The sequence below is a fragment of the Alicycliphilus sp. T452 genome, assembly GCF_054512775.1.
The window spans coordinates 22,060-41,790 of the sequence record NZ_JBTNEH010000003.1; the positions used below are offsets into that span (position 1 = coordinate 22,060).

A 19,731-nucleotide genomic window follows, 5' to 3' on the forward strand; every position below is an offset into this window, starting at 1 on the left:
CCATGTCCACGCTCCTCTCCATTTCCGCCGTCTGGCGGCCCCTGCTCGAAGGCATGGGCCTGGCCGTGCTCTGGGCGGGCGGCGCGCTGGCCTGGGCGTGGCGTTGATGGTGCAGCCGGTCCTGTCGTGGCAGCGGGGCGTGACCTGGCGCCAGACGGCCGAGGGCGTGGCGGTGTATGGGCTGGCGCTTGCCGCAGGGCAGGTGATTTTCCTGGGCTGGGGCGGCGAGTGGCTGCGGCCGCTGGCCCATGCCTATTGGCAGTTCCTCTTCGTGGCCTGGGCCGGCGTGCGTCTGGGCATGGCGGGCACGGCGGGGCTGCTGTGCCTGGTGACCGCGCAGGCGGGCTGGGGCATGCTGCAGGGCCAGGGCTTTTTCGCGCAGGACCTGCAGGCCACCGGGGGGCTGGGCTACGGCTCGTACGTCCTGATCCTGTCGCTGGTCGGCACGGCGCTGGCCTCCTATCTGGATGTGCTGCGCCGCCAGAGGGCGGATGCGCGCATCGCCGCGATCGCCTTCGAGTGCCAGGAGGGGTTGTTGATCACCGATGCCCGGGGCGTGATCCTGCGTGCGAACCGGTCGTTCCTGGCCATGTCGGGCTATGCGGCGCACGAGGTGCTGGGGCGCACGCCGCAGTTCCTGGGCGCCGCCGGCTGCGGGCGGCAGGGGGCCTGCTGCGACGCTCCGCCGCCCTGGCCCGCGCAGCAGCGCCGGGACTGGCACCGGCGCAAGTCGGGCGAACGCTATCCCGTATGGTTCACGTGCACGCCGGTCGCGGACTCCGGGGGACGGGTCACGCACCATGTGCTGACCCTGACCGACATCAGCAATTGGCGGCAGCAGCAGGCGCAGCGCCGCCAGCGCGAGCAGGCCCACCGCGCCGCGCTGGTGCGCGAGGTGCATCACCGCATCAAGAACAATCTGCAGGGCATCACGGGCGTGCTGCAGACACTGGGGCTGAGCTATCCATCCCTGCGCGAGCCGATCACCGAGGTCACGGGGCAGGTGCAGAGCATCGCCGTGCTGCACGGCCTGCAGGGGTGCAGCCGTGTGGACCAGGTGCGGCTGTGCGAACTGGTGCAGGAGGTGGCGCAGGGCGTGGGGGCCCTGTGGGGCGTGGCCATCGCCGTGCAGCTGCCGGCGGCTGCCGTTGCGCCGGGACTGCCGTGCTGCATCCAGCCCGGGGAAGCCGTGCCGCTGGCACTGATCGTGCACGAGCTGGTCCTCAACGCCGTCAAGCACGGCGGGCGGCAGCACCAGGACGTGCGGGTGGCCCTGAGCACGCAGGAACACCGGCAGGAGATCTGCCTTTCCATATCCAACCCCGGGCGCTGGCCCGCGGGCCATTCCAATGCGCAGGTGGGGCTGGAGCTGGTCGCCACCCTGATGCCGCGCTCCGGCGCCACCCTGGCGTTCGAGCAGATCGGCGGGCGCGCCGTGGCCCGCCTGTGCCTGCGGGCGCCCGTGCTCCAGCACTGCATGACCGAAACCGTCCCCGAGTGCCATGGCCGTGACTGCTAGTGACGGCACACCCACCGCCGCCCGCCCGCGGCTGGTGGACGACGCGGGCCTGCGCCGCATGCATCAGTGTTTGTACGGATGTGGTGCGGTTGGCGCCCGACACAGAATGCGCCCTGCCTGCGCGCCCTGCCCCGCCGCGCAGCGCTTCCACCCAGGCCCTGAACATGCCTTTTCCGGCGCTCGCCCCATGTGGCGGGCGCTGCTGCTTTTGCTGCCAGCAAGGTGTGTTTCATGTCCGGTCCCTCCTGGTCCTGTGAATGGATGGTCGCTCGCGCATCGCGGCCTGCGTGCCCGCGCCTGCGCAGCATGGAGGCGCCTCCATGAGGGCCTGCATCCGGGGCCTGGCCGTGTCCAAGGAAAGCCCGAGGGGGGTGTACGAAGACCGCATGGCCCCGGTGCGCACGCTCTCGCAGATCGTGCGGTTCATGCCCCGGGCGCTGGCCCGCGGGCCATTCCAATGCGCAGGTGGGGCTGGAGCTGGTCGCCACCCTGATGCCGCGCTCCGGCGCCGCCCTGCGTTCGAGCAGATCGGGGCGCGCGCCGTGGCCCGCCTGCGCCTGCGGGTGCCCGTGTTCCAGCACTGCATGACCGAAACCTCCCTTGAGTGCCATGGCCATGACTGCTAGTGACGACACACCCACCGCCGCCCGCCTGCTGCTGGTGGACGATGACCGGCTGATACTGGGCACGCTGGCCGCGGGCCTGCGCCACATGGGCTACCAGGTCGCGGTCGCCGACTGCGTGGAGGAAGCCGAGACGCTGCTCAGCGGCGGCCTGCGCCCCGACCTGGCGATCGTGGACGTGCGCCTGCCGGGGCGCGACGGCCTGTCGCTGGCGCAGCGGCTGGCCGAGGTCGACCATGTGCCGTTCCTGATGCTCAGCGCCTATGGCGACGCCGCCACCGTGGAACGTGCCACGCACAGCGGCGCCCTGGGCTACCTGGTCAAGCCGCTGGCGCTGCACCAGATCCAGCCGGCGATCGAAACCGCGCTGCAGCGCGCCGGGGAACTGGACGGCCTGCGCCGCGCGCGCACGCAGCTGCAGTCCGCGCTCGACGCAGACCGCGAGATCAACGTGGCCACCGGCATCACCATGGTGCAGTACCGCATGGCGCGCAAGCCCGCCTTCGAGCTTCTGCGCAACGCCGCGCGCGCCCAGCGGCGCAAGCTGAGCGCGGTGGCGCAAGAGATCGTCCGGGCCTGCGAGTTGTTGCACCGTTGACGCGAGCCAGCGAGCAGGAGCTAGGGTTTGCACGGATGTGGCGCGAGGAGCGCTGAACGAAGAATACTTCTCTCATGCGCGGCCCTGCCCCGCCGCGCCGTGCTCTCCCCAGGCCCTGAACATGCCTTCTCCGGCGCCCGTCTGCAATGCGGACGGGCCTGCTGCCAGCAAGGTGTGTGTTTCATGTTGGGTCTTTCCCGGTTCTGCAAATCGATGGCTGCGCGCGTGCCTGCCCGTGCGAAGCGCGGGGGCCGCCGCATGGTGGCGGCCGCCGGCTGGGGCCAGGCACCGAGTGCCATCCGGCGCCTGAGCCGCGCACCGAGGCTCCAGGGACTGCTCTCGCGCCTGCGCATCGGCACGCGGCTCGCCGCCACGATGGCCCTGGCGATCATGGTGGCCGGCCTGCTGGCGGCGGCCGGCATCCGGGGCCTGGCTGCGTCCAAGGAAAGCCTGAGGGTGGTGTACGAGGACCGCATGGCCCCGGTGCGCACGCTCTCGCGGATCGCGCAGCTCATGCTCGCCAACCGGTTGTACCTGCAACTGGTCCTGGCCCCGGCGGCGGCGCTGGACCCGGTGTCGGCGCGGGAGGCGGCGCTCCAGGTCGAAGGCAACGCGCGGGCCATAGACCAGCTGTGGGCGGGCTATCTGTCGGTGCCGCGCGGGGGCGACGAGATGGCGCTGGCGCAGCGGTTCGGCCAGCACCGCGCGCGCTACCTCGACGAGGCCCTGATGCCGGCGGTGGCGGCGCTGCGCGCGCTGGACTACCAGGACACGCGGCGGCTGGCCGAGAGCGCCCGGGTGCTGTACGAGCAGGCCGAGCCGGAAATCCATGAGCTGGTCCGCCTGCAGTTCGACTTTGCCGAGGCGGCTTACCGCGAGGGTGTGCGTCGCTACGAGTACACGCGCTGGCTGTCCCTGGGCGCGCTGCTGGCCTCCATGGCGCTGCTGAGCTGGCTGGGCTGGCTGCTGATACGGTCGATCACCCAGCCGCTGCGGCAGGTCATCACGGTCTGCGACCGCATCGCCAGCGGGCAGCTGAATGCACCCATTGCCGTGCGCGGGAATGACGAGATCAGCAATGTGTTCCGGGCGCTGCGCTCCATGCAGACCCGGCTGCGCAAGAGCGAGCAGGCCATCCGCAGGCTGGCCTACTACGACACGCTGACCGAGCTGCCCAACCGCCTCCTGCTGCGCCAGCACATGCAGCAGGCCCTGGACGGCGGCGGCGCGGCGGGCCACGGCGCGCTGCTGCTGATGGACCTGGACCACTTCAAGATCATCAACGACACGCTGGGCCACGAGGAGGGCGACAAGCACCTGCGGCAGATCGCGCGGCGCCTGACGGTGGCGGCGCAGGGGCGGGGGCTGGTGGCGCGGCTGGGCGGGGACGAGTTCGTCATCCTCGCGCAGCGCCTGCACGCCGACGAAGGCCAGGCCTACGTCCAGGCGCGGACGCTGGCCGAGCAGGTGCTGGCCGCCATGGCCTCTCCCACCCAGCTGGCCGGGCGCCTGATGCACACCAGCGCCAGCCTGGGGGTCTGCCTGTTCCGCCCGGGCACGAGCACCACCAAGGAGCTGCTCAAGCGCGCCGACATGGCCATGTACCAGGCCAAGAGCGCAGGACGCAATGGCTACCACTTCTTCGATCCGGTGCTGCAGGCGCAGATGGAGGCCCGCGCGGCGCTGGAGACGGCCCTGCGCGGCGCCATCGAGGCCGGCCAGCTCGCGCTGCACTACCAGGTGCAGGTGAATGCGCTGCACCAGCCCGTGGGCGTGGAGGCGCTGCTGCGCTGGTACCACCCGCACCACGGCCAGGTGCCGCCGGGGCAGTTCATTCCCATCGCCGAGGCTTCCGGCCTGATCCTGGCGCTGGGCGAATGGGTGCTGCAGACGGCCTGCGCGCAGCTGCGGGCCTGGGCCGGCCAGCCCCATACGCGCGGGCTGATGCTTTCCGTCAACGTGAGCGCGCGCCAGTTCGCGCAGCCGGGCTTCGTGGAGCAGGTGCATGCGGCGCTCGCCAGCAGCGGCGCCAGGCCGGACCTGCTGGTGCTGGAACTGACCGAGAGCGCCATGCTGCACGACATCGCCGACGCCGTGCGCAAGATGCAGACGCTGCGCTGCCTGGGCGTGCGCTTCGCGCTCGACGACTTCGGCACGGGCTATTCCTGCCTTTCGCAGCTGCAGCGCCTGCCGCTGTACCAGCTCAAGATCGACCGCAGCTTCATCCAGGACATGGGGCCGCACGCGAGAGACGCGGTCATCGTGCAGACCATCGTGGGCATGGCCCGCACCCTGGGCCTGCACGTCGTGGCCGAGGGCGTGGAGACCGAGGCGCAGCGCATGGTGCTCGCGCAGCTGCAGTGCCCGGCGTTCCAGGGCTATCTGTTCGGCATGCCGCAGCCCGCGGCGGCGCTCGAGGCATGGCTGCTCGGCCAGCACGGAACACTGTCGCAGGCCCATCCCGAACCGGCCGTTTCCCCGATTTTTCAGAGGTAGGTATGAACCGATTCAAAATTTCCACCCGTGTATCCCTGCTGGCGGGCGCCTTGTCGCTGCTGGTCCTTGCCATCGGCCTGCTCGGGCAATGGGGCATCGCCCAGGCGAATGCTGACCTGCGGGTCCTGTACGAGGAGCGCCTCGCGGCCACAGCCCGGATGGGGCAGATCCAGTCCCTGCTGCTGCGCAACCGCCTGGCGCTCGCCGCCGCCCTGGTGACCCCGGTGCCCGAGCAGATGCGCGCCAGCGCCGACGAGGTGGAGACCAACATCGCCGCCATCACCCGCATCTGGGACGAATACAAGGCCGACCACCGGGACGGGCTGGCCGATGGCGAGCAGCGCCTGGCGCAGGACTTCGCGCGGCACCGCCAGCGCTTCGTGCAGGAGGGCCTGCAGCCCGCGGTCGCCGCCCTGCGCGCGCAGCAGCCGCAGCGGGCCCAGCAGCTGGTGCTGGAGGCCGTGCGCCCGCTCTACGAGCCCGTGGGCGCCGGCATCGCCGCCCTGGTGGACCTGCAGCGCGAGCAGGCCCGCATGGCCTACGAGGCCGCCGAGGCCCGCTACGCCACCATCCGCGCGCTGTCGCTGGCGACCATCGGCGGCGGCCTGCTGTTCGCGCTGCTGTTCGGCGTGGCCCTGGTGCGCGGCATCACCGGCTCGCTGGCGCGGGCGGTCGAGGCCGCGCAATGCGTGGCGCGCGGGGACCTGGGCCGCCCCATCGAGGCGCAGGGGCGGGACGAGGCGGCCCAGGTGCTGCAGGCGCTGGCGGTGATGCGCGCGCAGCTGGCGCAGGTGGTGCAGGGCATCCGCAGCGGCAGCGAGAGCGTGGCCAACGCCGCGGTCCAGATCGCTGCGGGCAACCAGGACCTGGCGGAGCGCACCACCGCGCAGGCCGGCGCGCTGGAGCAGCAGGCCGCCGCCATGGAGCAGCTCACGGCATCGGTGGAGCACAGCGCCGCCAATGCGCGCGAGGCCCAGAAGATCGTCGCGCGCGCCAGCGACACCGCCTCCCAGGGCGGCCAGATGATGGCGCAGGTGGTGCGCACCATGGACGAGATCCACAAATCGGCGGGGAAGATGGCCGACATCATCGGGCTCATCGACGGCATCGCGTTCCAGACCAACATCCTGGCCCTGAATGCCGCCGTCGAGGCCGCGCGCGCGGGCTCCCAGGGGCGCGGCTTTGCCGTGGTGGCCAGCGAGGTGCGCGCGCTGGCCGGGCGTTCGGCCGAGGCCGCGCGCGAGATCAGGCAGCTCATTGACGAGAGCGTGGGCCGCGCCGCCGACGGCACGACCGTGGTCAACCGCGCGGGCGCCACGATCGAGGAGGCGGTGGAAGCCATAGGCCGCGCCGCGCCGCTGATGCTGGAGATCAGCAACTCCAGCGCCGAGCAAAGCGTCGGCATGGCGCAGATCGGCCTGGCCGTGCAGCACATGGACGAGGGCACCCAGCGCAATGCCGCCCTCGTGGAGGAGATCTCGGCCGCGGCCGACAGCCTGCGCGCACAGGCCAAGACGCAGGTGCAGGCCATCGCGGTGTTCCAGCTGGAGGAGCAGCCGCAGGCCCCGCAGCGCGCCCGGCCCGCATTGCCGGAGCGGCTGGCCGTGCCCGCCCTGCAGGCGAGGTGAAAGGCCTGGCCGCGGCGCCGCTACGCGTTCAGCAGCGCCCGCAGCCGTTCCAGCGCGTGGCGCACGGCGGCGCGGCGCACGGCGGCGCGGCCGCCGTCGAAGCGCCGCATCTCGCCGTGCGTGGCGCCATCGACCTGCCATCCGAACCACACCGTGCCCACGGGCTTGCCGGGCGATCCCCCCGTGGGGCCGGCCACGCCCGTCACCGCCACGGCCACCTGCGCCGCGCTGTGCCGCACGGCGCCCTGGGCCATGGCGCGCGCCACGTCCTCGCTCACCGCGCCGTGCCGTTCGATCAGCGCGGCGGGCACGCCCAGGCATTGCACCTTGGCGGCGTTGGAGTAGGTGACGAAGCCGCGCTCGAACCACTGGCTCGACCCCGCCAGGTCGGTGCAGGCGGCGGCGATCATGCCGCCGGTGCAGCTCTCGGCCGTGGCCAGCATCCAGCCGCGCGCCAGCAGGATGCTGGAGATATGAGCCAAATCGGCCTCCAGCGCCCGCCCATCAAGCGCTGGCAGCTCATCTTTCGATAGTTCCATGGATTTCTACCTGATGAAGTGGCGCCACAGCGCGATGGCCAGCAGCGTGCAGAAGGCGGCCACCAGGTCGTCCAGCAGGATGCCCAGGCCCCCGCGCCAGCCGAAGCCCTTGAACAGCCGGTCGGCCCAGGCCACGGGGCCGGGCTTGGCGGCGTCGAAGTAGCGGAACAGCGCGAACGCGGCGAGCTGGCCCCACAGGCCCATGGGCATGGCCAGCCACAGCACGATCCAGATGGCGACGACCTCGTCCCACACGATGGAGCCCGGATCGGCCACGCCCATGTGGCGCGCCGTGACGGTGCAGGCCCACCAGCCCAGCGCCAGCGCCAGCGCGATCAAGAGGCCCAGCCCCAGCGGCGTGAGCCACAACTGCAGCGCCAGGAAGGCGAGCCAGCCCCACAGCGTGCCCACCGTGCCGGGCGCCACGGGCGACAGCCCGCTGCCGAGGCCCAGCGCGAGGAAATGGGCCGGGTGCGCCAGCAGGAAGTGCACGCTGGGGCGGCGGGGCGGCGGTATGTCTGAGAGGCTGGGGGGCATGGTCGGATTCTATGGAGCGTCCAGCAGGCGGGTGGCGTGCCAGGCGGCCACCCATTCCTCGTTGGTGCGCTCCACGGCCACGGGGATGCGGCTCTCAAGGCTGGAGATGAGGTCGGCGTTGCCTGCGTTGGCCTGCGCGTCCAGCGCCACGCCCAGGTAGGCCAGGCCCGCGCAGACGCGTTCCCGGATGGCGGCGTTGTGCTCGCCGATGCCGGCGGTGAACACCAGCAGGTCCAGGCCGCCGAGCACCGCCACCTGCGCGCCGATCTCGCGCACGATGCGGCGCACGTACAGCGCCAGCGCGGCCCGCACGCGCGCGTTGCCGGCCTCCTCGCCCAGCAGCACGCGCGGGTCGGGCGATACGCCCGAGATGCCCAGCAGGCCCGAGCCGTGGTAGAGCAGCTGGCCCACGTCGTGCAGCGACAGCTTCTCGATCTCCATCAGGTACAGCAGCGCGCCGGGGTCCAGCGCGCCGCAGCGCGTGCCCATCATCAGGCCGTCCAGCGCCGAGAAGCCCATGCTGGTGGCCACGCTCTTCAGGCCCTGCATGGCGCACAGGCTGGCGCCGCTGCCCAGGTGGGCCACGATGGTGCGGCCGCGCGCGGCGTCGCCATACCGTTCGGCCAGCGCGAGCGACATGTATTCGTACGACAGGCCGTGGAAGCCGTAGCGGCGCAGGCCGCGTTCCCAGGCGTCCCAGGACAGGGGCAGCATCTTTTCCACCTCGGGCAGGGTGTGGTGGAAGGCGGTGTCGAAGCACGCCACCTGCGGCAGGCCGGGTGCGCCCTGCAGCAGCGCGGCGATGGCTTCGAGCGCGAACGGCTGGTGCAGCGGCGCCAGCGGTATGTAGCCGCGCAGGTCGTCCAGCACCGCGGCGTCCACGCGCACCGGGTCCTGGTACTTGGCGCCGCCGTGCACCACGCGGTGCGCCACGGCGGCGATGCGGTGGCCGCCCCGGGCCATGCGCTCGCGCACGCGCGCGCGGATGTGCTCCAGCGCGGCGCTGTAGGGGTGGGTCGCGTCCAGCGCCACCGGGCCGGGGGCCACGCCGGTCTCGCCGAACGTGGGCGCGGGCCCGGTGATGCCGTCCACCTTGCCGTTCCACAGGGGCTGGCGCGGCAGGGGCCGCGCGCCGGCGTCGAACAGCGCGAACTTGATGCTCGACGAGCCGCAGTTGAGCACGAGGACCAGGTCGCTCATAGCGGCGCCTCCTGGTAGTGGTGCGCCAGCAGCACCGCCACGGCGCACGAGGCCAGGCGCGCCTCGCGCGAGTCGGCGCGGCTCGTGAGCACGATGGGCACGCGCGCGCCGAGCACGATGCCGGCGCTGGCGGCGTCGCCCAGGTATTCGAGCTGCTTGGCCAGCATGTTGCCGCTCTCCAGGTCGGGCACCACCAGGATGTCGGCGCGGCCCGCCACCTCGGAGACGATGCCCTTGGTGCGCGCGGCGGCGATCGAGACGGCGTTGTCGAACGCCAGCGGCCCGTCCAGCAGGCCGCCCGTGATCTGCCCGCGGTCGGCCATCTTGCACAGCGCGGCCGCGTCCAGCGTGGCGGGCATGCTCGCGGTCACGGTCTCCACGGCGGCCAGGATGGCCACGCGCGGCTCGGCCACGCCGATGGCGTGCGCCAGGTCGATGGCGTTGCGCACGATGTCGGCCTTGTGCTCCAGTGTGGGCGCGATGTTGATGGCCGCGTCGGTGATGATGAAGGGGCGCGGGTAGGCGGGCGTCTGCATCACGAAGCAGTGGCTCACGCGCCGCTTGGTGCGCAGCCCGCCCTGCGCGGCCACCACGGCGGCCATCAGCTCGTCGGTGTGCAGGCTGCCCTTCATGAGCGCCTGCACGCGGCCTTCGAGCACCAGCTCCACGGCGCGGGCGGCGGCCGCGTGGCTGTGCGGTACGTCCTCGATGGCGATGTCGGCCAGGTCCAGGCCGGCCTGCTGCGCCACGGCCAGCAGGCGCGCGCGCGGTGCCACCAGCACGGGGTCGATGAGCCCGGCCTCGCGGGCGTCCAGCGCACCGGACAGGCTCAGCGCGTCGCACGGGTGCACCACGGCCATGCGCAGCGTGCCCAGCGGGCGCACGTGCGAGAGCAGGCGCTGCATGCCGTCCTGGCCCACGCACAGGCGCACCTCGGGCAGCGTGGTGCGCGCGCGCACCACACGCTCGGTGGGGGCCTGCACCTCGGCCTCGCCGCTGATGACGGTGGTGCCGTCCTGGTTGACGCAGGCGCAGGCCAGCGTGAGGCGCTTGCGGGTCTCGTCGCGCGCGGTCACGGTCACGCTGATGCGCAGCCGGTCGCCCACGCGCACCGGCGCCAGGAATTTGAGCGTCTGCCCCAGGTAGATGGTGCCCGGGCCGGGCAGGCGCGTGCCCAGCACGGCCGAGATCAGCGCACCGCCCAGCATGCCGTGGGCGATGACGCCCTGAAAGCGCGTGGCGGCGGCGAAGTCTTCGTCCAGGTGCTGCGGGTTCACGTCGCCCGAGAGCAGGGCGAAGAGCTGGATGTCCTCCTTGCCGAGGGTGCGCTCGATGGTGGCGCTGTCGCCGATGGCGATCTCGTCGAAGGTGCGGTTGCGCACGATCGCAAGCTCGTCGCCCGGCATGGCTGCGGTGGTGGTTGCAGTGTCTGGCATGGAACTCCTTGGGGTGGATCAGGCCATCTGGCTGATGGTTTTGCGAAAGCGCGCCAGCGACAGGCCGAACAGCACGGCGCCGATGGCCAGCAGCGCCAGGAACTGCGGCCATACCACGTCCAGCCCCGCGCCGCGGTACAGGATGGCCTGGGCCAGTTCGACGAAATGCGTGGTGGGCGCGAAGAGCATCAGCGTCTGCACGATCTGCGGCATGCTCTCGCGCGGTGTCATGCCGCCCGAGAGCATCTGCAGCGGCAGCAGCGTGAGGACCATGAGCAGGCCGAACTGCGGCATGCTGCGCGCCAGCGTGGCCAGGTAGATGCCCATGGACGTGGTGGCGAACAGGCACAGCGCCGAGCCCGCCAGGAACAGCGGCACCGAGCCCTCGATGGGCACGTGCAGCAGGCCGCGCACCACGAGCTGCAGCGCCACCGCGGCGGCCAGCAGCACCACCGCGCCCATGGACCAGACCTTGGCCAGCATGATCTCGGCGGGCGTCACCGGCATGACCAGCAGGTGCTCTATGGTGCCGTGCTCGCGCTCGCGGATGAGCGCCGCGCCGGTCAGGATGATCGAGAGCATGGTCACGTTGTTGATGATCTGCATCAGCGAGCCGAACCAGGATTTTTCCAGCGCCGGGTTGAAGCGCGCGCGCAGGGCCATGTCCACCGGCAGGGCGGCGCTGGCGCGGTGGCGCTGCGTGAACTCGCTGATCTCTCCCTGCACGATCTGCTGCACGTAGCCGCTGCCGGAGAAGGCCTGGCTCATGCGCGTGGCGTCCACGTTCAACTGCAGCGCGGCCGCGCGCCCGCGCAGCACGTCGCGCTGCAGGCCGCTCGGTATGTGCAGCACGAAGGTGTAGCGGCCGGCGTCCATGCCGGCGTCCATTTCCTGCGGCGTGATCAGCACCGGCGTGACGAACTGCGGCGGGTAGAAGGCCGAGACGATGCGCGCCGACAGGGCCGAGCCGTCCTCGTCCACCACCGCGATGGCCGCCTTGTTCAGCGTCTCGGGCATGGCCGTGGCGGCGGTGTAGACCGACACGGTGAAGGTGTAGACGATCAGCACCAGCATCACCGGGTCGCGCAGCAGGCTCCACAGCTCCTTGACGCCGAGGCGGTAGATGTTGGCGAGGTGGCGCGGCATCGGCATCATGTGTCCTGCTTCTTCAGGAGGGCGATGGCGACGCCGAGGATCACCGGCACCGACAGCAGCAGCGGCCAGAGCTGCGCGTGCAGGTCGGCCATGTAGAGCGCCTTGTTGAACACGCCCCGGCTGATGGTGAACATGTAGGTCGCGGGGTAGATGTCGCCGATGAGGCGGCCCACGCCTTGCAGCGAGGACACGGGGTCGGTCAGGCCGGCGAACTGCGTGGCCGGGATGAGCGTGCCGATCATCGCGAAGAACATCGCGGCGATCTGGCTGCGCGTGACGGCCGAGGCCAGCAGGCCCATGCCCGTGGAGGCGAGGCTGAAGATGAACGCCGCCAGCGCCAGCGCGAAGAAGCTGCCGGTCATGGGCACGCCGAAGGCGGTGACCGCCAGCAGCACCATCAGCAGGAAGTTGAGCATGGCCAGCGCCACGTAGGGCAGCTGCTTGCCGAGCAGGAACTCGGTGCGCGTCACCGGCGTGACGTACAGGTTGATGATGGAGCCCATCTCCTTCTCGCGCACCACCGCCAGCGCCGTGAGCATGGCCGGCAGCATCATCAGCAGCAGCGGTATCACGGCCGGCATCATCGCCGGCATGCTCCTGACGTCGGGGTTGTAGCGAAAGCGCGTCTCTATGGACACCGCGGCGGCGGTGCTCATGCCGCGCGCGCGCGCCTGCTCTTGCAGCCACTGCTGGTGCATGCCCTGCACGTAGCCGCGCACGGTCTCGGCGCGGGTGGGCATGGCGCCGTCGATCCAGGCGCCCACGGCGACGGGGCTGCCGCGCATCGCGCTGCGCCCGAAGCCGGGCGGGATCTCGATGGCCAGCGCCAGTTCGCCGCTGCGCAGGCGGTGCTCCATGTCGGCGTCGTCGACGATGGGCGGCTGCTCGATGAAGTAGCGCGAGCCCGCGAGGTTCAGGGTGTAGTTCTGGCTCAGCGTGCTTTGGTCGCGGTCGAGCACCGCGTAGCGCAGGTTCTCCACGTCCAGGCTGATGCCGAAGCCCATGATGAACATCAGGATCAGCGAGCCGGCGAGCGCCAGCGTGGCGCGCACGGGGTCGCGCTGCAGCTCCAGCGCCTCGCGCCACATGTAGCTCAGCAGGCGCTGCAGCGAGAAGCGGGACGGCCGGGCGGGCGCGGCGCTTGCCGGCGCACCCGCCGGCGCGGCGGGCGGCGCCGGCCCGGCGGCCGCCTGGCCGGCGCCGCCCGCGGCCTCGACCAGGTAGCCGATGAAGGCCTCCTCCAGGCTGCGCGCGCCGCGCTTGGCCACGAGGCGCGCGGGCGCGTCGCTGTCGAGCACCTTGCCCGCATGCATCATCGACATGCGGTCGCAGCGCTCGGCCTCGTTCATGAAGTGGGTCGAGATGAAGATCGTGACCTTGTCGCGCCGCGACAGCTCGATCAGCAGCCGCCAGAAATGGTCGCGCGCCACCGGGTCCACGCCCGAGGTGGGCTCGTCCAGGATCAGCAGCTCGGGCCGGTGGACCATCGCCACCGCCAGCGACAGCCGCTGGCGCATGCCCAGCGGCAGGCTCTCGGGCAGGCTGCCGCGCACGTCGGTCAGGCCGAAGCGCCGGACCATGTCGTCCACGCGCTCCTCTACCTCGGCCTCGGGCACGTGGAACAGGTGCGCGTGCAGCACCAGGTTCTGCTGCACCGTAAGCTCGCCGTACAGCGAGAAGGCCTGCGACATGTAGCCCACGCGCCGGCGCGTGGCGATGTTCCTGGGGTCCACCGGCTGGCCGAACAGCCAGGCCTGGCCCGCGCTGGCTTCCAGCAGGCCGGTCAGCATCTTCATGGTGGTGGACTTGCCGCAGCCGTTGGAGCCGAGGAAGCCGAAGATCTCGCCGCGCCGGATGCGCAGGCTCACGTCGTCCACGGCGGTGAAGTCGCCGAAGCGCATGGTCAGCCCCCGGGCCTCGATGGCGATGTCGTCGCCGCCGTCGTCCGGCAGGGGCGGGATCTCGACCGGCGCGTAGCCGCGCTTCTTCTCCTCGGGCAGCAGCGCGATGAAGGCGCCCTCCAGCGACTCGCTGCCGGTGCGCGCCAGCAGCTCGGCCGGCGTGCCGGTGGCGAGCACCCGGCCTTCGTCCATCACCACCAGCCAGTCGAAGCCCTGCGCCTCGTCCATGTAGGCCGTGGCGACGATCACGCTCATCTGCGGGCGCTGCTGGCGGATGCGCGCGATCAGCTCCCAGAACTGCGCGCGCGCCAGCGGATCGACGCCGGTGGTGGGCTCGTCGAGGATCAGCAGGTCCGGGTCGTGGATGAGCGCGCAGCACAGCCCCAGCTTCTGCTTCATGCCGCCCGAGAGCTTGCCCGCCGGCCGCGCCAGGAAGGGCGCGAGGCCGGTGCTGCGCGTGAGGTCGTCGATGCGCCGGCGCCGCTCGGCGGCGTCGTGGCCGAACAGGCGCGCGAAGAACTGCAGGTTCTCCTCGACCGACAGCGTCGGGTACAGGTTCTTGCCCAGGCCCTGCGGCATGTAGGCGATGCGCGGGCAGACCGTATCGCGGTGGCGCTTGCCGGCCATGTCGCCGCCCAGGGCGTGCACGCTGCCCTCCTGCACGGCGCGCGCGCCGGCCACGAGCGACAGCAGGCTGGACTTGCCCACGCCGTCCGGGCCGATCAGGCCCACCATGCGGCCGGCCGGGATGTCGAGGTCCACGCCGTCGAGCGCCAGCGTCTCGCCGTAGCGCAGCCGCACGGCCTGCAGCCGGGCGACGGGTTCCGGGGTCTCAGCGGACACGCGTCACTCCGGCAGGCGCGTCTGCAGGTTCTCGGGCCACGGAGCCTCGGCGTCGAGCTTGATCCAGGCCACGCCGGGCAGCCCCGTCTTGACCTGGCGCAGGTGCTTTTGCAGCAGCTGCGGGTCGATCTGCGCCTTGATGCGGAACATCAGCTTCTGGCGCTCGCTGGCCGTCTCCACCGTCTTGGGCGTGAACTGCGCGGTGCTGGCCACGAAGCTCACCTTGGCCGGTATCACGTACTGCGGCGCCGCGTCGAGCACGATGCGCACGTCGCTCCCCAGCGCCACGCGCCCGGCCACGGTCTCGGGCAGGAAGAAGGTCATGTAGACGTCGGACAGGTCCACCAGGTTCAGCACCTTGCCGCCCCCGCCCAGCACCTCGCCGGGCTGGGCCAGGCGGTATTGCACGCGGCCGCTGCGCGGCGCGGTGAGGGCGCTGTCGTCGATGTCGGCCTTGGCGCGCGCCACGGTGGCCTCGGCGGCCGCCACGGTGGCGCGCGCGCCCGCGACCTGGGTGCGCGCCGCGTCTATGGCCGCCTGCGCGGCATTCACCTGTGCCTTGGCGGCCGCCACGGCCGCCTGGCTGCTGCGCTCGCGGGCGCGGTCGTCATCGACCTCCTGGTCGGACGCGGCGCCCTCGCGCACCAGCGTCTGCGAGCGCGCCAGGCGCCGCTGGGCGGCGTCGAACTCGCTCTGGCGCTGCGCCAGAACGGCCTGGGCGGCCTGCTTGTCGCTCTCGCGCACCGCCACCTGCGCCTGGGCGCTGGCCAGGGCGGCCACGGATTGCTGCAGGCGCGCCTTGGCCTCGGCGTGCACGGCTTCGAGCGTGTCGATCTGCATGCGGGCCAGGAGCTGGCCGGCGTCCACGAAGTCGCCTTCCTGCGCCAGGATGTCCTGCACGCGCCCGCCGAGCTTGGCGGCCACGTCCACCTCGGTGGCCTCGATGCGGCCATTGCCGCTGGCGAAATGCTCGCCGGGGCCGGCGGCGCGCATCTGGTTCCAGGCGTAGGCGCCGGCCGCCACGGCCACGGCCACGATGGCGAGAAGGGTCAACCGGTTCTTGAGTGCGGATTTCATGGCGTCTCGGGCGTGCGGGAATCGGTGGGCGGGGTGGGGTGGGCAAGGGCGCCGCCGCCCAGCGCGGCGTACAGGCCGACCTGGCTCGACAGCAGGGCGCGCTGCGCCTGCACCGCCTGCTGCTGGGCCACGAGCAGGTCGCGCTGCGCGTCCAGCACGTCCAGGAACGCGGAGGCGCCGTGGTCGTAGCGCAGCTGGGACAGGCGCGCGCGCTCGGTCTGCACGGCCAGCGCGTCCTGGGCGATGTCGCGCTGGCGCGCCAGCCACTGCCGGCCGGCCAGCGCGTCCGATACGTCGCGGAAGGCCTGCTGCACGGTTTTTTCGTAGTTCGCCACGGCCAGGTCGCGGCGCACCTCGGCCAGCGCCAGGTTGCCCTTCAGGCGCCCGCCGCTGAAGATCGGCAGCGTGATGCTGGGGGAGAACGTCCAGGCCCTGCTGCCGCCCTCGAACAGGCCGCCCAGCTCGGCGCTGGCCGTGCCGAACGCGCCCGTCAGCGAGATGTTCGGGAAGAAGGCCGCGCGCGCCGCGCCGATCTGCGCGTACGCCGCGCGCAGCTGGTGTTCGGCGGCCACGATGTCGGGCCGCTGCGCCAGCAGGTCCGACGGCAGGCCCGCGGCCAGGCGCGGCATCCGCTGCTCGGCCAGGCGCCCGGCAGCCGGCGCCAGCGCCACGCCCGTGCCCGCCAGCTGGCCAAGCGCGTGGGCCTGCCGGGCGCGTTCGAGCGACAGTTGCGCCACCAGGGCCTGGGCCTGCGTCAGCAGCGTCTGCATCTGCGTCAGGTGCAGGCGCGAGTCGGAGCCCACCTCCACGCGGCGCCGCGAGATGCGCAGGCTTTCCTCGCGGCTGGCGCTGCTTTGCTCGGCCAGCGCCAGGCGTTCGTCGAGCTCGCGCAGCGCCAGGTAGCCGCCCGCCACCTGGGCGATCAGGCTCACGGTGACGGCGTGGCGCGCCGCGTCGCTGGCCAGGTAGTTCTCCAGCGCCGCGTCGCGCAGGCTCTGCACCCGGCCCCAGAAGTCGATCTCCCAGCTGGCCATGCCCAGGCCCGCCTGGTACTGCGAGGCCACCATGGGCCGGCCCGTCAGGCTCAGGTCGGCGGGCGTGCGCGCGCGGTCCATGTTGGCCTGCGCGCCCACGGCAGGGGACAGCTCGGCGCTCTGGATGCCGTAGGCCGCGCGGGCCTCCTGCACGCGCAGCGCCGCGGTGCGCAGGTCGCGGTTGTGCTCCAGCGCCTGGACGATCAGCGCCTGCAGCTGGGGGTCGGTGAAGTAGTCGCGCCACGCGGTGGCGGCGGCCACCGCGCCGCCAGGCAAGGCAGTGCCTGCATAGTGCTGCGGCACGGGCATGGCCGGGGTTTCGTAGGGTGGCGCCAGCGTGGTGCAGCCCGCCAGCAGCAGCGTGGCTGCGGCGGCCGCGTGCCGCGCGGGGCGCAGGCGGGAGGCGGGTGTGCTCATGTTCCTGCCAGCCTCTTGCCTTGCGGGTTCCGGGCCATGCTCACTTCTCCAGCACGTAGCTGCCCGGTGCGTCTGCGATGGCCTTGTAGCCCCGCGCGCCGACGTGCGCCGCCGCCGCGGGGGCGCCGGAGCGCGCCTGCAGCCACTGCACCCATGCCGGCCACCAGGAGCCCGGCACGTCGGGCGCGGCGGCCAGCCAGTCGTCGGGCGCCATGTAGCTGCCGCCCGCGGGCCGGGTGCGTATCTGGTGGTGGCGCCGCGGGTTGCCGGGCGGATTGACGATGCCGGCGTTGTGCCCGCCGTTGGTGAGGACGAAGGTGATCTCGGCGGTCGTCAGGTGGTGCAGCTTGTGCACCGAGCGCCAGGGCGCCACGTGGTCGGTGAGCGTGCCCACCATGAAGATGGGCAGCGCGAGGTCGCTGAGCGCCACCGGCTTGCCGCCCACGGGGTAGCGGCCCCGGCTCAGGTCGTCGTCGAGGAACAGCCGGCGCAGGTACTGCGCGTGCATCCTGGCCGGCATGCGCGTGGCATCGGCGTTCCAGGCCATCAGGTCGTTCATGGGGGCGCGCTCGCCCAGCAGGTATTCGCTCACCAGGCGCGACCACAGCAGGTCGTAGGAGCGCAGCATCTGGAACGCGCCCGCCATCTGGCTGGCCTTGAGGTAGCCGGTCTGGGTCATCTGCGCCTCCAGCAGGTTGACCTGGCTCTCGTCGATGAACAGGCCCAGCTCGCCCGGCTCGGAAAAATCGGTCTGCGCCGCGAACAGCGACAGCGAGGCCAGGCGCTCGTCGCCGTCGCGCGCCATCGCGGCGGCGGCGATGGCCAGCAGGGTGCCGCCCAGGCAGTAGCCCGTGGCGTGCACCTTGCGCTTGGGGACGATGGCGTTGACGACGTCGAGCGCGGCATGAAAGCCCAGCTTGAGATAGTCGTCCATGCCCAGGTCGCGGTCCTCGTAGCCGGGGTTCTTCCAGGACAGGCAGAACACCGTATGGCCCTGGCCCACCAGGTAGCGGATGAGCGAGTTGTGCGGCGACAGGTCCAGGATGTAGTACTTCATGATCCAGGCCGGCACGATCAGGATCGGCTCGGGGTGCACGGCCTCGGTCGTGGGCGTGTACTGGATCAGCTCCACCAGGCGGTTCTGCAGCACCACCTTGCCCGGCGTGACGGCCACGTCGCGGCCGACCACGAAGTCTTCCGTGCCCGCAGGAGGGGCGCCCGTGGCCAGGCGCTTCAGGTCATCGGCCGCGTTGAGCGCGCCGCGCAGCAGGTTGGCGCCGCCCTGCTGCAGCGTGCGCTGCAGCACCACCGGGTTGGTGGCCAGCTGGTTGCCGGGCGAGAAGATGTCCAGCCATTGGCGGGCGGCGAATGCCACCACGTTCTCATGGTGCTTCTCCACGCCTTTCACGCCGTGCGTGGCGGCGGTCCACCATTGCTGGGTGAGCAGGAACGACTGGTGCATGTAGTTGAATGGCCACTGCTGCCATTCGGGGGCCTCGAAGCGCTTGTCCTGGGCGGGGGGCTGCACGCCGTGGCGCGTCTGGCAGTCGGCTCCGGCGCTCATGCGTTCGCGGGCATACGCGGCCAGTTCCTCGCCCTGGCGCAAGGCCAGGTGGGCCAGGTCCATGCATTTGCCGGGCGACACGGCCATGTGCAGCGCCCAGTCGCTGGCGGCCAGCAGGGCCGCGGCCGGGGAGAGCGAGGAGAGCCGGCGCGCCAATGCCGCCTGGAACTGCGTATCCAACCGGTCGGCCAGCGCCGTCGCGGAAAAGGGCGTGTTGTGCATGGAGCGGATCCTTGGGCAGATGTTCGGAAAACTTCCTGGCGACTCTAGGCGCACTGCGCGCGCGTGGATTGATGTGTGTCAATCATGCCTCATTAAAGACCGACTGGTCGGTAGTCATGGCGGTCAGAATACCGGGGAGACCACGATGAGGGACACCATGCCGCAACCCATTCCGCCCGCTTGCGGTGCCGCTGCCGCGCCGGCGCGGCGCCGCCTTGCGCCACAGGTGCGCATTGCGCAGATCCTGGACGCGGCGCTGGTGGAGTTTTCCGAACGCGGCTTCGCCGCCACCACGATGGACGACATCGGGCGCCGCTGCGGCCTGTCCAAGGGGGGGCTGTATGCGCATTTCGCCAGCAAGGACGAAATTTTCGAGGCCTTGCTCCACCGCTCCCTGGCGCCGCCCGAGTGGCAGGAGCCGCCCGTGGTGCCGCCCATCGAGGCCGGCACGCGGGCATTCGCGCAATGGCTGGTGGACAGACTGTACGCGGGGCTGCTGGAGCGGCCTGCCGCGGTGGTCACGCTGCGCCTGCTGGCGGCGGAGCGGGGCCGCGTGAAGGACCTAGTGGAGCTGTGGGAGCACAACGTGGTGCGGCCCAACATGGCCCTGCTCGCCGACATGCTGCGCACCCATGCCGCGCGGCTCGGCCTGCCGCCCAGCGTCATCGTGCGCGAGCCCTGGCTGGTGATCGCACCCGTGATGTACGCGCTGCTGACGCAGATGATCCTGGACCATGAGCCCGCCGTGGGGCTGGAGTGCCTGCGCGGCAGCCATGTGGAACTGCTGTGCGAACTGCTCGATCCGCGTGAGCGGATCGCTGGTGCAGTGTCCGGCGGGGCTTGTGGGTCTGGTGTCTAGGGCGAATCGATATTCACCCCAGTACCAGTTTCTTTTCATGCCGCTGGCCGGGCGCACATCCCGGCCAGCGACATCCAGCGCCA

Annotated in this window: 15 protein-coding genes; 6 read left to right on the top strand and 9 right to left on the bottom strand. The window is 71.7% G+C overall.

Annotated features, from left to right (window positions below; all coding sequences use genetic code 11):
• The first annotated feature begins 106 nt into the window (after positions 1 to 106).
• From ACX12L_RS03135 to ACX12L_RS03155, 5 genes are all read left to right on the top strand, one after another.
• Positions 107 to 1,519: a PAS domain-containing protein gene (locus tag ACX12L_RS03135; RefSeq protein WP_459261299.1), complete on the top strand. Its 1,413-nt coding sequence runs from the start codon at positions 107 to 109 to the stop codon at positions 1,517 to 1,519.
• 320 nt (positions 1,520 to 1,839) lie between these two features.
• On the top strand, positions 1,840 to 2,145 hold the full coding sequence (locus tag ACX12L_RS03140; RefSeq protein ID WP_459261300.1) for a hypothetical protein: 306 nt from the start codon (positions 1,840 to 1,842) through the stop codon (positions 2,143 to 2,145).
• Positions 2,135 to 2,740 (top strand): ANTAR domain-containing response regulator, encoded by a 606-nt coding sequence (locus tag ACX12L_RS03145; protein ID WP_459261301.1) that lies wholly within the window; start codon positions 2,135 to 2,137, stop codon positions 2,738 to 2,740. The genes ACX12L_RS03140 and ACX12L_RS03145 overlap by 11 nt, the downstream gene beginning before the upstream one ends.
• A 225-nt stretch (positions 2,741 to 2,965) precedes the next feature.
• Positions 2,966 to 5,236 (top strand): putative bifunctional diguanylate cyclase/phosphodiesterase, encoded by a 2,271-nt coding sequence (locus ACX12L_RS03150; RefSeq protein WP_459261302.1) that lies wholly within the window; start codon positions 2,966 to 2,968, stop codon positions 5,234 to 5,236.
• Between the two features lie 2 nt (positions 5,237 to 5,238).
• The gene (locus ACX12L_RS03155; protein ID WP_459261303.1) at positions 5,239 to 6,864 is read left to right on the top strand and encodes a methyl-accepting chemotaxis protein; all 1,626 of its coding nucleotides are present in this window, start codon (positions 5,239 to 5,241) and stop codon (positions 6,862 to 6,864) included.
• A 20-nt stretch (positions 6,865 to 6,884) separates the two neighbouring features.
• Here the strand turns inward: ACX12L_RS03155 and ACX12L_RS03160 are convergent, their stop codons facing one another.
• The 9 genes from ACX12L_RS03160 to ACX12L_RS03200 are packed head-to-tail and all read right to left on the bottom strand — an operon-like array spanning position 6,885 to position 18,789.
• Positions 6,885 to 7,403, bottom strand: coding sequence for a CinA family protein (locus tag ACX12L_RS03160; protein ID WP_459261304.1), 519 nt, complete (start codon positions 7,401 to 7,403; stop codon positions 6,885 to 6,887).
• A gap of 6 nt (positions 7,404 to 7,409) precedes the next feature.
• The gene (locus ACX12L_RS03165; RefSeq protein ID WP_459261305.1) at positions 7,410 to 7,940 is read right to left on the bottom strand and encodes a phosphatidylglycerophosphatase A family protein; all 531 of its coding nucleotides are present in this window, start codon (positions 7,938 to 7,940) and stop codon (positions 7,410 to 7,412) included.
• A gap of 9 nt (positions 7,941 to 7,949) precedes the next feature.
• Positions 7,950 to 9,140 (bottom strand): acetate/propionate family kinase, encoded by a 1,191-nt coding sequence (locus ACX12L_RS03170; RefSeq protein WP_459261306.1) that lies wholly within the window; start codon positions 9,138 to 9,140, stop codon positions 7,950 to 7,952.
• Positions 9,137 to 10,576, bottom strand: coding sequence for a bifunctional enoyl-CoA hydratase/phosphate acetyltransferase (locus tag ACX12L_RS03175; protein WP_459261307.1), 1,440 nt, complete (start codon positions 10,574 to 10,576; stop codon positions 9,137 to 9,139). The genes ACX12L_RS03170 and ACX12L_RS03175 overlap by 4 nt, the downstream gene beginning before the upstream one ends.
• Before the next feature lie 18 nt (positions 10,577 to 10,594).
• Complete coding sequence (locus ACX12L_RS03180; protein WP_459261490.1) at positions 10,595 to 11,728, bottom strand: ABC transporter permease; 1,134 nt, start codon at positions 11,726 to 11,728, stop codon at positions 10,595 to 10,597.
• Complete coding sequence (gene rbbA / locus ACX12L_RS03185) at positions 11,728 to 14,475, bottom strand: ribosome-associated ATPase/putative transporter RbbA (RefSeq protein ID WP_459261308.1); 2,748 nt, start codon at positions 14,473 to 14,475, stop codon at positions 11,728 to 11,730. Before rbbA ends, ACX12L_RS03180 begins: the two co-directional genes overlap by 1 nt.
• Positions 14,476 to 14,478: 3 nt before the next feature.
• Positions 14,479 to 15,552 (bottom strand): HlyD family secretion protein, encoded by a 1,074-nt coding sequence (locus tag ACX12L_RS03190; protein WP_459261310.1) that lies wholly within the window; start codon positions 15,550 to 15,552, stop codon positions 14,479 to 14,481.
• Positions 15,549 to 17,003, bottom strand: a complete 1,455-nt coding sequence (locus ACX12L_RS03195; RefSeq protein WP_459261311.1) for an efflux transporter outer membrane subunit — start codon at positions 17,001 to 17,003, stop codon at positions 15,549 to 15,551. Before ACX12L_RS03195 ends, ACX12L_RS03190 begins: the two co-directional genes overlap by 4 nt.
• 40 nt (positions 17,004 to 17,043) lie before the next feature.
• Positions 17,044 to 18,789 (bottom strand): PHA/PHB synthase family protein, encoded by a 1,746-nt coding sequence (locus ACX12L_RS03200; RefSeq protein WP_459261312.1) that lies wholly within the window; start codon positions 18,787 to 18,789, stop codon positions 17,044 to 17,046.
• Between the two features lie 157 nt (positions 18,790 to 18,946).
• Here ACX12L_RS03200 and ACX12L_RS03205 point away from each other — a divergent pair, with 157 nt between their 5' ends.
• Positions 18,947 to 19,648, top strand: a complete 702-nt coding sequence (locus ACX12L_RS03205; protein ID WP_459261313.1) for a TetR/AcrR family transcriptional regulator — start codon at positions 18,947 to 18,949, stop codon at positions 19,646 to 19,648.
• Positions 19,649 to 19,731: the final 83 nt, after the last annotated feature.

Bases quoted from the DNA above. Each gene is read 5' to 3' on its own strand.
- ACX12L_RS03135 (WP_459261299.1), top strand. From the start codon at position 107: ATGGTGCAGCCGGTCCTGTCGTGGCAGCGGGGCGTGACCTGGCGCCAG.
- ACX12L_RS03140 (WP_459261300.1), top strand. From the start codon at position 1,840: ATGAGGGCCTGCATCCGGGGCCTGGCCGTGTCCAAGGAAAGCCCGAGG.
- ACX12L_RS03145 (WP_459261301.1), top strand. From the start codon at position 2,135: ATGACTGCTAGTGACGACACACCCACCGCCGCCCGCCTGCTGCTGGTG.
- ACX12L_RS03155 (WP_459261303.1), top strand. From the start codon at position 5,239: ATGAACCGATTCAAAATTTCCACCCGTGTATCCCTGCTGGCGGGCGCC.
- ACX12L_RS03160 (WP_459261304.1), bottom strand. From the start codon at position 7,403: ATGGAACTATCGAAAGATGAGCTGCCAGCGCTTGATGGGCGGGCGCTG.
- ACX12L_RS03165 (WP_459261305.1), bottom strand. From the start codon at position 7,940: ATGCCCCCCAGCCTCTCAGACATACCGCCGCCCCGCCGCCCCAGCGTG.
- ACX12L_RS03170 (WP_459261306.1), bottom strand. From the start codon at position 9,140: ATGAGCGACCTGGTCCTCGTGCTCAACTGCGGCTCGTCGAGCATCAAG.
- ACX12L_RS03175 (WP_459261307.1), bottom strand. From the start codon at position 10,576: ATGCCAGACACTGCAACCACCACCGCAGCCATGCCGGGCGACGAGCTT.
- ACX12L_RS03180 (WP_459261490.1), bottom strand. From the start codon at position 11,728: ATGCCGATGCCGCGCCACCTCGCCAACATCTACCGCCTCGGCGTCAAG.
- ACX12L_RS03190 (WP_459261310.1), bottom strand. From the start codon at position 15,552: ATGAAATCCGCACTCAAGAACCGGTTGACCCTTCTCGCCATCGTGGCC.
- ACX12L_RS03195 (WP_459261311.1), bottom strand. From the start codon at position 17,003: ATGAGCACACCCGCCTCCCGCCTGCGCCCCGCGCGGCACGCGGCCGCC.
- ACX12L_RS03200 (WP_459261312.1), bottom strand. From the start codon at position 18,789: ATGCACAACACGCCCTTTTCCGCGACGGCGCTGGCCGACCGGTTGGAT.
- ACX12L_RS03205 (WP_459261313.1), top strand. From the start codon at position 18,947: ATGCCGCAACCCATTCCGCCCGCTTGCGGTGCCGCTGCCGCGCCGGCG.